Origin of the sequence: Bradyrhizobium sp. sBnM-33, from assembly GCF_032917945.1 — a bacterium.
In the GTDB taxonomy this organism is placed as follows: Bacteria; Pseudomonadota; Alphaproteobacteria; order Rhizobiales; family Xanthobacteraceae; genus Bradyrhizobium.
Genome location: NZ_CP136624.1, coordinates 4184871 through 4198148, shown reverse-complemented (window position 1 = coordinate 4198148; position 13278 = coordinate 4184871). Strand labels below are relative to the sequence as shown.

The 13278-nt window shown below is 63.4% G+C and carries 13 protein-coding genes; 5 read left to right on the top strand and 8 right to left on the bottom strand.

All coding sequences use genetic code 11. The features are described from left to right. Positions 1-52: 52 nt before the first annotated feature. Positions 53-481, top strand: coding sequence for a flagellar biosynthesis repressor FlbT (gene flbT, locus RX328_RS19120; RefSeq protein WP_213246211.1), 429 nt, complete (start codon positions 53-55; stop codon positions 479-481). Between the two features lie 74 nt (positions 482-555). On the opposite strand, the gene RX328_RS19115 is transcribed toward flbT, so the two are convergent. The 5 genes from RX328_RS19115 to RX328_RS19095 form a co-directional block, all read right to left on the bottom strand. Next, the gene (locus RX328_RS19115) at positions 556-2433 is read right to left on the bottom strand and encodes a flagellar protein (protein WP_213246213.1); all 1878 of its coding nucleotides are present in this window, start codon (positions 2431-2433) and stop codon (positions 556-558) included. A gap of 7 nt (positions 2434-2440) precedes the next feature. Continuing rightward, positions 2441-4324, bottom strand: a complete 1884-nt coding sequence (gene flgK / locus RX328_RS19110; RefSeq protein WP_213246215.1) for a flagellar hook-associated protein FlgK — start codon at positions 4322-4324, stop codon at positions 2441-2443. 47 nt (positions 4325-4371) lie between these two features. Next, positions 4372-6177: a flagellar hook protein FlgE gene (locus tag RX328_RS19105; protein ID WP_213246217.1), complete on the bottom strand. Its 1806-nt coding sequence runs from the start codon at positions 6175-6177 to the stop codon at positions 4372-4374. Positions 6178-6365: 188 nt separating this feature from the next. Beyond that, a complete protein-coding gene (gene msrB / locus RX328_RS19100) occupies positions 6366-6866 on the bottom strand; it encodes a peptide-methionine (R)-S-oxide reductase MsrB (RefSeq protein ID WP_213246219.1) in 501 nt (166 codons plus the stop codon). A 63-nt stretch (positions 6867-6929) separates the two neighbouring features. After that, positions 6930-8414 carry an NAD(P)/FAD-dependent oxidoreductase gene (locus tag RX328_RS19095; RefSeq protein WP_213246221.1) on the bottom strand — a complete coding sequence of 495 codons (1485 nt, stop codon included), beginning with the start codon at positions 8412-8414 and terminating at the stop codon, positions 6930-6932. A gap of 94 nt (positions 8415-8508) precedes the next feature. On the opposite strand from RX328_RS19095, the gene RX328_RS19090 reads away from it, so the two are divergent. Together RX328_RS19090 and RX328_RS19085 are read left to right on the top strand one after the other, a co-directional pair. Next, positions 8509-9063, top strand: a complete 555-nt coding sequence (locus RX328_RS19090; protein ID WP_213246223.1) for a SixA phosphatase family protein — start codon at positions 8509-8511, stop codon at positions 9061-9063. Between the two features lie 158 nt (positions 9064-9221). Beyond that, the gene (locus RX328_RS19085) at positions 9222-9647 is read left to right on the top strand and encodes a universal stress protein (RefSeq protein WP_213246225.1); all 426 of its coding nucleotides are present in this window, start codon (positions 9222-9224) and stop codon (positions 9645-9647) included. A gap of 40 nt (positions 9648-9687) precedes the next feature. On the opposite strand, the gene RX328_RS19080 is transcribed toward RX328_RS19085, so the two are convergent. After that, a complete protein-coding gene (locus tag RX328_RS19080) occupies positions 9688-9924 on the bottom strand; it encodes a DUF1127 domain-containing protein (protein WP_213246227.1) in 237 nt (78 codons plus the stop codon). Between the two features lie 179 nt (positions 9925-10103). Between RX328_RS19080 and RX328_RS19075 the strand changes: the two genes are divergently transcribed. Next, positions 10104-11444 carry a PLP-dependent aminotransferase family protein gene (locus RX328_RS19075; RefSeq protein ID WP_213246229.1) on the top strand — a complete coding sequence of 447 codons (1341 nt, stop codon included), beginning with the start codon at positions 10104-10106 and terminating at the stop codon, positions 11442-11444. Positions 11445-11446: 2 nt separating this feature from the next. On the opposite strand, the gene RX328_RS19070 is transcribed toward RX328_RS19075, so the two are convergent. Together RX328_RS19070 and RX328_RS19065 are read right to left on the bottom strand one after the other, a co-directional pair. Further along, positions 11447-12055, bottom strand: coding sequence for a YdcF family protein (locus tag RX328_RS19070; protein ID WP_213246231.1), 609 nt, complete (start codon positions 12053-12055; stop codon positions 11447-11449). Positions 12056-12125: 70 nt separating this feature from the next. Then, entirely contained in the window at positions 12126-12755 is a 630-nt protein-coding gene (locus RX328_RS19065) for a hypothetical protein (RefSeq protein WP_213246232.1), read from the bottom strand. 70 nt (positions 12756-12825) lie between these two features. On the opposite strand from RX328_RS19065, the gene RX328_RS19060 reads away from it, so the two are divergent. Beyond that, a complete protein-coding gene (locus tag RX328_RS19060; RefSeq protein ID WP_213246350.1) occupies positions 12826-13260 on the top strand; it encodes a hypothetical protein in 435 nt (144 codons plus the stop codon). Positions 13261-13278 lie beyond the last annotated feature (18 nt).

Here is a 13278-nt window from a genome sequence, read left to right as displayed (position 1 = left end):
TCTGCCGGCGGGCAATCGACACCGCGCGAAAAGCGTCAAACGGAGAACAGGCATGGCCTTGAAAGTCGAGCTCAAACCGCACGAGCGAATCATTATCGGCGCCTGCGTGGTCACCAATACCGATCAGCGCGCCAGATTGTTGATCGACGGCGACAGGATCCCGATCCTGCGCGAGAAGGACATCCTCACGCCCGAGACCGCCGACACGCCGGCCAAGCTGGTCTATCTCGCTGTACAGCTCATGTACCTGTCGCCGGATCCGATGGCCCACCACCCGACTTATTTCAGCTTGGTGCGCGACATCCTCACCACAATGCCGAGCGCATGGCCCTTCATCGAGGGTATCAACAACTTCACTCTGAACGGCGATCTCTACCACGCGCTCAAGGAAGCGAAAAAGTTGATCGGCCATGAAGAGCAGATCCTGGAGACCGCCCGGAAACTGCAATCGTCCGAGCAGCCCGATCGCAAATCCGCATAGCCACGCTCGCGCCGCAAAGCAAAACAAGGCCTCCGCAAGGAGGCCTTGTTTTGTTGCGAGCGAACAATGCTCGATCAGATCGGCAGGAACTTGGTCAGCGTGGTCTGGTAGAGCATCGATGTCGTTTGATACGAAGCCTGCAGACTGGTCTGCAGCGCCAGGATCTTGGTCGCAACCTCGTCCTGGTTGATGCCTTCGATCTGGTCTAGCATGGTCTGCGCCATTCCCTTGAGCTGGGTCTGGCGGTCGGTCGAGGCCTTGATAGCGCTCTGTGCGCCAGCGAACTCCGCCTGCATGTCCTGAATCGACTGCTGGCCGCTCTGTGGCGCCAAGTTTGCCGAAATCCGCTGTTGCAGCGCGTTCACCTGCGCCTTTGAGTTCGGATTGGCGGCATTGGTCGTGACCGCGGCGTACACCGCGATGTTCTGCAACTGATAGCGCAACGCCTGCTCGTTGGCGCGCGCGCCATACTGCACCGTGATCGACTGGTCGATGCGCGCGATCGCGGTGCCGCGCGGCGGATCGCTGCCGACTTCGCCGGTGTACCACGAGACGGTGTTGGCGGTTGTGCCGCCGATCAGATTGGTGGCAGTGGCAAATGGCGGGCCGTTCACACGCAACGGTGCCGGATTTGCACTCGCCGTGGCGCTGAACCCCAGCGCCGCGAATGCGGCCGCATTCGAACTGGAAACCGTCAGGCTTGCGCCGTCACCACCATGCAGCGCAATCACGCCGCCGGTGACGGTCGACGGCGTACCGGTGCCGGTGATCGAATCGATCTTGGCCAGCAAGGTCTGCACGCTGTCGGTAATATTGAGCTGGTTGCCGGTCGCGCCCGCTGCGACGAAGGTGATCGGCGTGCCGTTGACCGTAATCGTATCGCCCGCCGCAAAGCTCGCGGCTAGCGAATCAGTTCCCGCAGCCCCCGAGAGCAGCGTAGCGCCGGTGATCGGCGCCGGCACCGCGGCCTGATTGTTGACTGCACTTCCGGTCACGGTCGCGGACGGATTGAAGAAATTCTCCGACGCTGCGATCGCGGACGCTGCAACCAACGCCGTGTCGCCCAGCGTCTGGATCGAAGAAGTCAGCGCCGCCTGCAGGTTGGCGGTGGTTGCGATCGTATCGACGCCGATCAAAAACGAGCCGGCAGGCGGCGGATTGGTGGTCGTCGCGGTCAGCGCGATCGACTCCGTAGTGCCGTCGGGCAGGTTGAAGTTGAACGTGATCTTGTCGCCGTTGTTCGGATTGACCGCGCCGAGATCGACGGTGGCGGCCGGCGGCGCGCCGGTCGGCTGGGTCACGGTCGCCCCCGTCAGCGATGAGCTGATCGCACCGAGCTTCAACCCGAACGATGAACCGTCCTCGGCGAGGCTGGTCACGGTGGTCGTCAATGGCGGCGACGAGACCGTCAGATGCGCCATGTTGCCGACGCCCTGATCGGCCTGACGACGCTCGTTGATCAGTTGCTTCAGACCGGCCTGCGTGCCTACGCCGTCGAGCATGACGTCGGCCGGCACAGTCGCTGATGTGTCGGTGGTGCGGCCGGAAAACAGATAGCGGTCGCCCGTCTGGCTGTTGAGCAGCGACACCGCATTCGAGAACGCCGCCTGCGCCGTGATCTGGCCGGAGGTCTGACCGTTATCGTTGAGCACGATGGTCGATGTGCTGGCAGCGCTCTTCACCGAAGTGCCGATATCGACCAGGCCCTGCAGCGCCAGGTTAACGACGTTAAGCCTTGTATTGACGTTGGTCGCGGTATCCTTGAACGCGTCGATGCTGCTGACCTGCGCGCGCAGGCTGAGCGCGAAGCCTCGATTGGCACCCTGCCCGGCGTAGGTCGTCGAGACCCGGCCGCTGGCGAGCTGCTGCGTCAGATCATCGAGCTGCTTGCGGATATTGAGGATCGAGGTCCCGATATAGGATGTCCTGCCGCTAACGCCATCGATCGACATGAAACCCTCACATGGCCTGGATCAGCGTGTCGTACATCTGCTTGATGGACGACATTACGCGCGCGTTGGCGGAGTACGCATTTTGCAGCGCGAGCAGATGCGCCATCTCGTCATCGATATTGACGCCCGAAGCATCGCTCACCTTTTTTTGCAAGGTGTTCAGCACCACGCTCTGGCCATCCGCAAGTTGCTTGGCAGCGGTCGCCGCTTCGCCCTGCTGGCTGATGAACTGCTTGGCGAAATTGGTCAGCGTGCCGGTGAACGGAGCGCCAGTGGTTCCGATACCGGTCTGCGGGGAATAGCGATAATTTCCCGACTGCAGCTGCGTGAGAATGAAGTCGGAGCGCGTGGTGTCGCCCGAAGGCGTCAACGGGCTGGTGGAAAACACGATGGTGCGCGAGGGATCGCCGAGCAGCCCGAGATTGACGCTGATGCGGCCGGCGAGACCCGTCTGCTGCGACCCGTTGGCGGTAAGCGCGCCGGTATAGAGTCCGCCATTGTCGGTGAACAGCGGGAGCTGGGCGTTACCGCTGGTGAGCGATGACATTGTCGTGGTGACCGATGCCGCCAGAACGTCGGAGCGATTCGGCGCGCCATCGTCCAGCACGCGCAAGGTCGAGCCTGACGGGTTTGAGAACTGAAGATTGGCGGTCGACCCGAGTGCAGCGTTGAGCTGGGAAACCACCGATCCCATGCCGGCGGAAAAATTGATACCAAGCACCTCGTCGTTCGGATCGAGCGTCGTGGTATTGCTCAGTGGCAGCACGCTCGGATCATCGACGCGCACGATCGAGAGATTGTGCGTGATGCCGGTGGTGTTGTCCTTGTAGCTGACGCGAATGACGTTGCCTGACTGCAACCCTGTGAGATCGAGATCATAACCGGCCGCCGGCAGCACGGACGCGGGAGCGGCAGTGCCCGCGGTCGTCTTGTCCGACAGCGCGCTCGACATCGCCGCCGCGAATTGATCGACCTGCGCCTGCGCCTTCACCAGCGTGTTGTCGCGCAGCTCGAGATAGGCAGCGATCTTGCCCGAACGAATCGAGTTGGTCGACACCAGATCGTAGCTGCCGCCATGCGGGAAGTTGATGGTAATGGTGCCGACGTTGTTCTTGGTCGGGTCGGAATTGTACAGCGTGTTGGGCGTCATCGTGCCCTGGGGATTGAACGAGAGCTGCGCCGCCTCGGTGCCGACCAGTTGCACGCCGGAATTCGTGAACACGGTCACCTGATTGAGGTCGTTGACGACCGTTCTGATGTCCATCAGACTCGACAACTGGGTGATGTATTGATCGCGCTGATCCAGCAGCGATGCCGTCGCCGCGTCGGTCTTGCCGTTGTTCTGGAGCTGATTGTTGATGAACGCGATCTGGGCCATCGCGTTATTCGCGGTCACGATGGAATCGTTGATGCCCATCTCGGCGTTGGCGCGAAGAGCCTGAATCCCCTGCGTCGTCGCGTTGAGCGTCTGCGCCATCGTCTGCGCGGCGCTGACGGCGCCGATCCGCGCTGACTGCGAATCCGGGCTGGTGGACAGGCCCTGGAAGGCGGTCAGCAGCTTGTTGAACGCATCCTCAATGGTGCCCGTTTCAGCCGGATTTCCGTAGACGTTCTGCAAATTTTGGAGATAGGTCGAACGGATATCGGCGTAGGCTGCGCCGGAGGTTTCCGTGCGCAGTTGCGTCTGCAGGTATTGGTCGAGCTGCCGATCGACGCCGTGGAGCAGAACGCTCGAGCCGTAATCGCCGGTCACGCCAGCGGACTGGATGATCGACTTCCTGACATAGCCAGGCGTTTCCGCGTTGGCGACGTTCGATCCGACCAACGCGATCGCGGCTTGCGTCGCGCGCAGGCCGGACATTGCGGTGGAGAGAGCCTGACTCAAACCCATGACTAATTGCCCATCTCAAATCGTATTCGCGAACGAGCCGTCGCGGATCAGCGCAGCACGTTGAGGAGATCCTGCACCATCGTGTTGGAAGTGGTGATCACCTTGGTGTTGGCCGAGTAAGCCTGCTGGGTGACGATCAGCTTGGTGAACTCGTCGGCGATGTCGGTGTTGGATCCCTCCAGCGACGAGCCGACGATGGTTCCGGCATTGCCATAGAGCGCCTGGCCGGATGCGTCGGTGACCTCGAAGGCGCCGCCATTGACGCGCTTGAGGAAGTTGGTGCCGTTGAAGGTCGCGACCGAGATTTCGGCGAGGTCGAGGTTGCGGCCGTTGGAATAGTTGCCGACAATTCGGCCATTGGTGCCGACGCCGACGGACTGCAACTGGCCGGCCGGGAAGCCGTCCTGCTGAATCTGGTTGACCTGCACGTTGCCATTGGCGTCCGCGAACTGGGTGACACCGCCGGTACCGAAGTTGATGACGGGACTGCCCAGCGCGACGCCGTTGACGACGGCATTGGTGAGCTCCACAGACGGAACCGGCGGTGACATCTGGCCCGAGGCGGAGAAGGTGAAATTGGTGTTGACGTTCTGCCAGGCGACCTGGGTGCCGGTTGCGTTGGGATTGACCTGGTAGAACAGGTTCCAGGTGTCGGTATGGCCGGCGCCGAGCGAAGAGCTGTCGACCTTGGCCCAGCGGAACTGCAGGTTCACCGGCGCGCCCGAGATGTCGTAGGTCGTGACCGCACCACCCGCTATCGACTCGGCGAGGAACGTCGAGTTGTCGTTGCCGACGACCTGGCCGGTGCCTACACCGCCGCCGCCGCCGCGCGTCGCCGTCACGGTGCCGGTAAAGCCGAGCGCGGCGAAGGCCGTGGTGTTCGAACTCGAGACCGAGAGATCGGAGGCCGTGCCGGAATGCAGCGTGATCGAGCCGGAGGCGATCGTGGACGCGGTTGCCGTACCGGTGATCGAGTCGATCTTGGCGAGTAGGTCATCGATATCGTCGGTGACATTGAGCTGGTTGCCGACGGCGCCCGCCGCCACGAAGGTAATGACGGTGCCATTGACCGTGATGGTGTCGCCGGCGACAAAGTTCGAGGAAATCGAGTTCGTGCCGGCCGCGCCCGAAAGGGCGGTCGCGCCGGTATTGGCTACTGACGGCGTCGCTTTGTTGTTCTGAGTGGTGCCGCTTCTGGAGGCGTCGGTATAGGGCGCCGGCGGCGTGCCAAGCACCAAGGGATTATGTCCGGCGCTGTATGACCCGGGCGCGATCAATTCCGATCCGGGAACGGAAACGTCGTGCTTGGTCGTCAGCGGATAGCTGGCGAGGTTGGCGCGATAGTCGATCCGTGTAGTTTGCTGCGCCGGCAGGAAGTCGTTCTGGAATCTGAGAACCTGCGGCGAACTGCCCGAGGGATTGCCGGTGGTCGGGTCGATCGGAACGCCCTGCAGATAATAGCCCGCGCCATTGACGAGATAGCCGCTTTTGTCGAGCTGGAAGTCGCCGCGGCGGGTGTAGCGGTCCACGCCGTCGAATACAGGCGTGCCGTCGGTGAAGTTGCCGGGCCTCTGCACCGCGAAGAAGCCGTTGCCGTTGATGGCCATGAAAGTTGCGACCGACGCCGTCTGCACGTCGCCCTGTACCGAGTTGGTGGAGCGGGATTGCGTGGTCACGCCACCGGCGAGTTGCGCGGTGCTGGACGTTTGCGGAATGAGATCCAGAAAGGAGGTATCGATGCGCTTGAAGGCCGTCGTCTGTGAGTTGGCGATGTTGCCCGAGACGTTTTCCAATGCGTAGGAGTTGGCGCGGAGACCGCCGACCGCGGTGGTGAGAGCGCCGAAGATACCCATGACATTTTCTCCAAATTCGATCCGGGCGGCTCGCTGGTCCACGTAAACCCAGGCCGCGTCGGGAGAAGATGTCGCAAGCGTTGTGCCAAACCACAAAACCAATAGAAATCAAAGACTTAAGAAAAAAGCCCCGGTCCAAAGGCCGGGGCACATTTGCCGGGCGGGCAACAATTGCCGAGCGGCGGCCGTTACGAAGCCGACGGCCCCGCCGGGTGGAACACCAGAGCGAACCCATCGATGCAATAGCGCAAGCCGGTCGGTTTTGGCCCGTCATTGAAGACGTGTCCGAGGTGGCCTCCGCAGCGGCGGCAATGCACTTCGATGCGCAGCATGCCGTAAGTGCGGTCCTCGGTCCTGCCGAGGGCATTGTCGAGCGGCTGCCAGAAGCTCGGCCAGCCGGTGCCGCTGTCATATTTGGTGTCCGAGGAGAACAGCGGCAAATCGCAACCGGCGCAGGCGAAGATGCCCTTGCGTTTTTCCTTCAGGAGCGGGCTCGAGCCCGGCCGCTCGGTGCCGTGCTTACGCAGGATTTCGTACTGCTGCGGCGTGAGCTGGGCGCGCCATTCGGCGTCGGTCTTTTCCACCTCGAATTTCTCGCCGGCCTGCGCCGGCGTGGTGCGCAGCCAGCGGAAAGCGGCCAAGCCAAACAGGCCGGCTACGGATACGAGCAGGATACGGCGGTCGAACATGGAATTCTCCGTGCGAGGCGGGCCTAACGGTTCGCCATCAAGTACGGCCCGGAAGCGCCGAAGTTACACCGATCCGTCCCGGACCTTCTCACTTTCCTGCGAGGAAGCGACCGGCATCCCGCCGTCCCGGGCCTCTGCCGGCCGCGGCGGCTGTGGGCGCACGGGGCGCGGCGCGACCGGCAGACGACGCGGCGCCCTGGTTCCGGCCTGCCGGTTGGCCTCCGCCAACCGCGCCTCGCGCACCCGTTCCCGGGCGCGGGCGCCTTCGCGGTAACGGGCCAGCGCGCCCGCCACGGCGGAATGGCCACGCCCCCACAGCCCGATCAAATGGCCGGCCACGCGGCCGGTGACGCCGCCCGCCCACACCAGTTCGAACGGCGAGAACAGTTTCCAGCGGTCCTCGCCCCACACGATGCTGCGCGCGATGACCTTCCCCGCCATCGCCGAAGTGTTCAGCCCGTGGCGGCCGAAGCCGCTGGCAACCCACAGGCCTTTGCGCAACTGGCCGATCTGCGGCATGCCGTGCACGGTCACCCCGACTGCGCCGCCGAAGACGTCTGATATCGGGACTTTGCCGAGCCCTGGGAATATCGTGGCAATGCGGCGCTGAATGACGGGCGCAAAACGGCGCGGCCGCGCCTCCCAGGTGGTTTCCGGGCTCGCCCACATCAGCCGGTCGCCGTCGATGATTCGGAAATGATCGATGCCGTCGCTGTCGGCCACCGAGCCCCTGAAGGCGATCACCTCGCCGAGCCGCTCACCGAGCGGCTCCGTCACCGCGGCATAGCGCCAGACCGGCAGCAGCGTCTCCGACAGGCGGCGCAACGGGGCGCCGAGATGAACGTTGCCGGCCAGCACGATGTGAGAGGCGCGCAGCCGCGCCGACGGCGTCACGATGCGCTTGCGAATGCCCGACGGATCGATGCTGACGACGGGCGTATCCTCGAAGATGCGCGCGCCCGCCCGCCTTGCCTGCGCGGCAAGGCCGTGGATGTATTTGCGGCCGTCGATCTGGAACGCGCGCGGATAATAGATGCCGTGGAAATAGCGTGCCGTCCCGAGCTGATCCCGAACGCGATCGACCTGCCATCCCTCGACTTCGGTCTCGAAATCCTCACTCAGCGTCTGCAGCCGGCTGATCAGCGTCTCGCCGGCATCAACGTTGGAGACCTCCAGTGCGCCTTCAGTGAGCGCAATTCCCGGCATCGCCTCTCCGGTTGCGGCGGCGCGAACGTAATCGGCGCCCTCCTTCGACAGCGCCCACAATTCGCGCGCGTCTTCGATGCCCACGCGTTCGATCAGGTCACCGATTGGAAGATTGTAGCCCGGCATGACCGTACCCAGTTGATGGCCGGACGCGTTCCAGCCGACATGCCGGCCTTCCAGCACGGCAACACTGGCGCCGAGTCGCGCGGCCTCCAGCGCTACCGTAAGACCGGCAAGTCCGGCTCCTACCACGCAAATGTCGACATCCAGATCGAACGAAAGACGCGAGCGAAAAGGGGCATCGTCGGGGCCGTTGGTCACACTTGAGAAAGTCTCGGGCATGGCGTTTCTTACGGGCGGCTGCAGCGCTTGTCACCTCGTCCCAGACATGAGCTTGTAGATTAGTCCGGACTAAGACCGAATCGAGATCGCGCCCATGCGCCGTTTGATGCTGCTGCGTCACGCCAAGACCGAACACGACGCGCCCTCGGGCCATGACCAGGACCGCCGTCTCGACGAGCGCGGCCGGTTGGACGCCGCCGCGATCGGAACCTGGATCGGCCGGCATCCGCCCTTTCCCGACGCCGTTCTGGTTTCGACCGCAGTGCGGGCGCAACAGACCTGGGAAATCGCACGCGACGCGATGAAGGATGCACTGCGGGAACGGCCGCAGCGGCCGCAGGTCGAACTGCTCGACGAACTCTACGGCGCCGAGCCGACGCAGCTCCTGCGGATTATCCGCATGGCCGAGGTCTCCGACCCTGCACGCCTGATGCTGATCGGCCACAATCCCGGCATGCATGAGCTGGCGCTGATGCTCGCCGGCAGCGGCGACGCGGCGGCGAAGAAGGCACTGGAGCACAATCTGCCGACCGCGGGACTGGCGATCCTCGACTTTGCCACCGAGGACTGGAGCGAGGTGGCATTCCGCCGCGGCAAGCTCGTGCGCTTCACCAGTCCGAAATTGCTGAAGCAGGCGCTGGACGATTGAGGCGCGCGGACATCCAGGCTCTCCCGTGCTAAACTCGCCATGATGCGGTTTTCGAGCGAATTAAGAACAAGTTCGCGTAAAAGAAAACCCATCAAAACAAAGGGCTGTGGTCGGGTCCTGACAAATCAGAACCGGACCGGCTGCAGCGGGAGGCTCAGATGTTCAAGTCGATTCTCGTGCCGATCGATCTGGCTGATACCGATCTGGCAAAGCCCGCGATCGCGACCGCTGCAACGCTGTCGCAAACCTGGAGCGGCTCGGTACGATTGCTCAATGTGTTGCCGATGACGCCGGTGATGCTGGCGGAATACGTGCCGGCCGATTTCGACGCCCAGCAGCGCGCGACCTCGGAGGAAGCGCTCGCGATCGTAGCGCAGGAATCCGGCATCGAGGCGCCGCGCATTTCCACCGCAGTGCGGAAAGGCGGCATCTATCACGAGATCCTCGAAGAGGCAGCAGCGATCAAGGCCGACCTGATCGTGATGACCTCGCACCGGCCGGCGATGCGGACCTACTTTCTCGGCTCCAATGCCGGTCATGTGGTGCGCTATGCCAAGTGCTCGGTGCTGGTGGTCCGGCACTGAAAGGGTAAAGGCGCCGCCGAACGGCGACGCCGAATGCGCCTCACATCATCCGCCCGTACATTGGATCGATCATGCCGCGCACGGCCACCTCGATCTGGCTACGCTCGACACCGATGTCGCGGAGCGCGCGGTCGTCCAGTTCACTCAGCGTTTTGATGGCTTCGCGATGCGCAAAATAAGTGACGACGCCGTTCACCCAGCGTCCGAGCAGGCCGAAAAATCCGACCGGGCCCTTCCGTGAAACAGGCTGACCTGCCGTCTGGGATATCGTCGTCATCGTTCTTCTCCTTGCTTTCGCGCGGCATAGCGCTGCCGCCGACGCAAACGCCGTCCGAGCGTTTGCACCTATTGAGTTCTGATTGCTTGCACCCCTCTCAGTGCAATCATGGGCTTGATGGGTTTAAAATGATCCGATACATTTCTCGGTGCAAGGAAAACATTGCTCTCGGTGCAATAATGTCGAAGTTCGAGTATTTGAAGCTTGCCGATACCGTCGCCGCCGAGATCGCCAACGGCGCGCTCAAGCCGGGCGATCGCCTGCCGCCGCAGCGCAGCTTCGCCTATCAGCGCAAGATCGCGGTTTCGACCGCGAGCCGCGTCTATACCGAGCTCCTGCGCCGCGGCCTCGTGGTCGGTGAAGTCGGACGCGGCACGTTCGTGTCTGGCGAGACGCGCCGCGGTATCGCCATGCCGGCAGAGCCGCGCGGCGCGCGCATCGATCTGGAAGTGAACTATCCGATACTGCCGACGCAATCGGCGATGATCGCGAGAAGCCTTGCAGGGCTGGAACGCCCCGAAATGCTTGATCTCGCGTTGCGGCACTCGACCACGACAGGCACATTGGCGGCGCGGACCATCTCCGCCGAGTTTCTTTCCCGCGAAGACTGGTCTCCGGCTCCCGATCAACTCGTCTTTACCGCGAACGGCAGGCAATGCATCGCCGCCGCCCTTGCAGCGGTGGTGCCGAGCGGCGGCCGCTGCGGCGTCGAGGCGCTGACCTATCCGTTCATCAAGGACATCGCCGTCAGGCTTGGCGTGACGCTGGTGCCGCTTGCGATGGACGAGAACGGCGTTCGCCCGGACGCGGTGCAGAAGGCTCACCGCGAAGCGCATTTGTCGGCGCTGTACGTTCAGCCGACGATTCAAAATCCGCTCGGCATGACCATGCCTCCGGCGCGCCGCGCCGATTTGCTGCGCGTGATCGAGAAGCTCGGCCTCACCGTCATCGAGGATACGGTCTACGGCTTTCTTGATGAAGAGACGCCGATGGCCGCGCTCGCGCCGGAGAGCTGCATCACGCTCGACAGCCTGTCGAAGAAGGTGGCGCCCGGCCTTGCCCTCGGCTTTATCGTTTCGCCGCCGCGGCTGCGCGAACGCGTCATGTCCGCGGTTCGGTCGGGCGGGTGGACAGCTTCGGGATTTGCGTTTGCGGCCGGACAGCGGTTGATGGCAGACGGCACCGTTGCCGAGCTGTCACGCCTGAAACGGATCGATGCGGCACGGCGCCAGCAGATGGCGGCCAAATACCTCGCTGGCTTCGAAGTTCAAGCCAACATCAAATCCTATCATCTCTGGTTGACCTTGCCCCAGCACTGGCGCTCGCAGACATTCGTCGCGGCCGCGGCCCGGCGCGACATCGCATTGACCCCGTCGACCACCTTCGCCGTAAGTCCAGGCCACGCCCCCAACGCCGTCCGCCTGGCGCTCGGCGCCCCCAGCACTGAACAACTCGATCTGGCGCTGCGAACGTTGTCCGGAATGCTGACGGCGAAAGAAGACGTCGATACGACCGAGTAGCGCTATCGATCGCACGTTTCGCGCGCCGGCCACTCCGCGATAAAGCCCCTCGCCTTGTACGGCTCGATCTTGTCCCATTCGTTGAGCACGCGGCGGCTGAATTCGGCGTCGGTGTGCCAGAGCGGCCGCGGCGTCCTGAAACTGTCGACCATGACCAGCATCTTCTCCACTTCCGGCCAGTGCCGGTGCAGCGTCATCGGATAGCGGCGCGCCGTCCAGGTATTGCCGAGACAGATCACGCTGCCGATGTTGGCGAGGCCGAGCGCAGCATCGATGATCGGCAGCGAAAAGATCACGTTCTCGCCGGTGTTCATCGCGCGATCCTCTCTCAGGATGATGTCGGCCGGAACGCCCCGCGCGATCATTGCACCCGCGATGATCTCGCATTCCGACAGATCCGATCCCGGCGTCACGCCGCCGCTCACGATCGCCCAGCGAAAATATCCGTCGCGCCACAGCTTGCAGGCTTCATCGACACGCTCCTCGACGTCCTCGCGCGTTCCGAATATGAACAGCAGATCGGCCGGCCGTAACGGCGTCTCGATCAAATGCCGCGCGTTGATCGCGGCAATCTCGGCCTCGGTTGGCGATCGCCTACTTCGATCTGTCACGGCAGTTCATCTAATAGCGAAAACGGTCCGATCATGATGCCGCGCGTCACGCGTCCGGCGAAGTCACATTTCATTTCGCCGGATTGCGTGGCGGCGGGAGCAAGGTCTCGGGCAGCTCATCGAACGTGTAAAGCCGCGGCTTGTTGCGCCAGATGAAGCCGCCCATCTGCCATCCGAACAGGGCGGCGAACCCGACCAGGAACAAGGCGCCCGCGAACTCACCCGTAGCGACGGCGCGCGCGAGCAATCCTGCGATCGCGATCGCGACCAGCGCCAGCAGCAGGCAGCCGGTGGCATAGATTACCGGCCCGATGCCGCCGATCAGCGCAGCGCTGCTCCCTGCCGCCTTCAGACGCACATGCAATTGCTCGATGAAGGCCCGGTAATCGCGGTCCTGCGGCGTCATTAACACGACGGTGTGCCAACTCGTCGAGTAAGCCGTGATGCGCTGACCGCTCTTGTGTTCGATGTCGGCGCGATAGCGGCGCGACTGCATCGACGCCGGCCGATAGGACAGACGCACCGCAGCGATATCGGCATACGGCCAGATCCCGGACCTTCCCCGCGCCTGCCACGACAGCCCTTCGTCCGTCAGTTCGAACTCATGCGCTGCCCCGACCAGCGATGCCTTGTAAACGTAGCGGGTCCCGGTCGCTCCCTCCCCTGCTGTCGCGGCCTGTTGCGGTAGTGAGGTGGACAAGTTCAAAATCCCGTTGTGGCGTGAGCGCTGCCAGTTGCGCGGCGAGCCGGCTTTACCTTACAAGCGGGCCATGGCCGATACGACTTATTTTCCGCGTCGCCTGATCCTGGCCGGCGCGATCGTTTCCGGAGTGCTGCTGGCGTTGGCCGTGCACATGCTGGGCGCAGGCTACGGGCTCGATCTCGGCGGCTTGTGGCGAACAGATACAAGCGAATTCATGCCCGCGGGCGCGGCAATCGCGTGGTGGCTGATCGCGACCGTGGGCTTTTCCGGCGGCTATTTTACCGCCAACCTCATGCACAGCGCGGCCGCGGGCCAAATTCCGCAGCGGATGCGACAGTTCCTGATCGCAGTCGGTGTGCTGATCCTTGCCGGCGCCGGACAAGCCGCCTCCGCGCCGAGCCCGGTCCCGACCGTATCTGGCGTGCTCGCCGGCCTTGCGGCCTTATGCCTCGGCGCCGTGATGGCATTCTGCGGCGCGCATTTCGCGTTGCGCAAGGCTTAAAGAAACAAGACTTGAGAA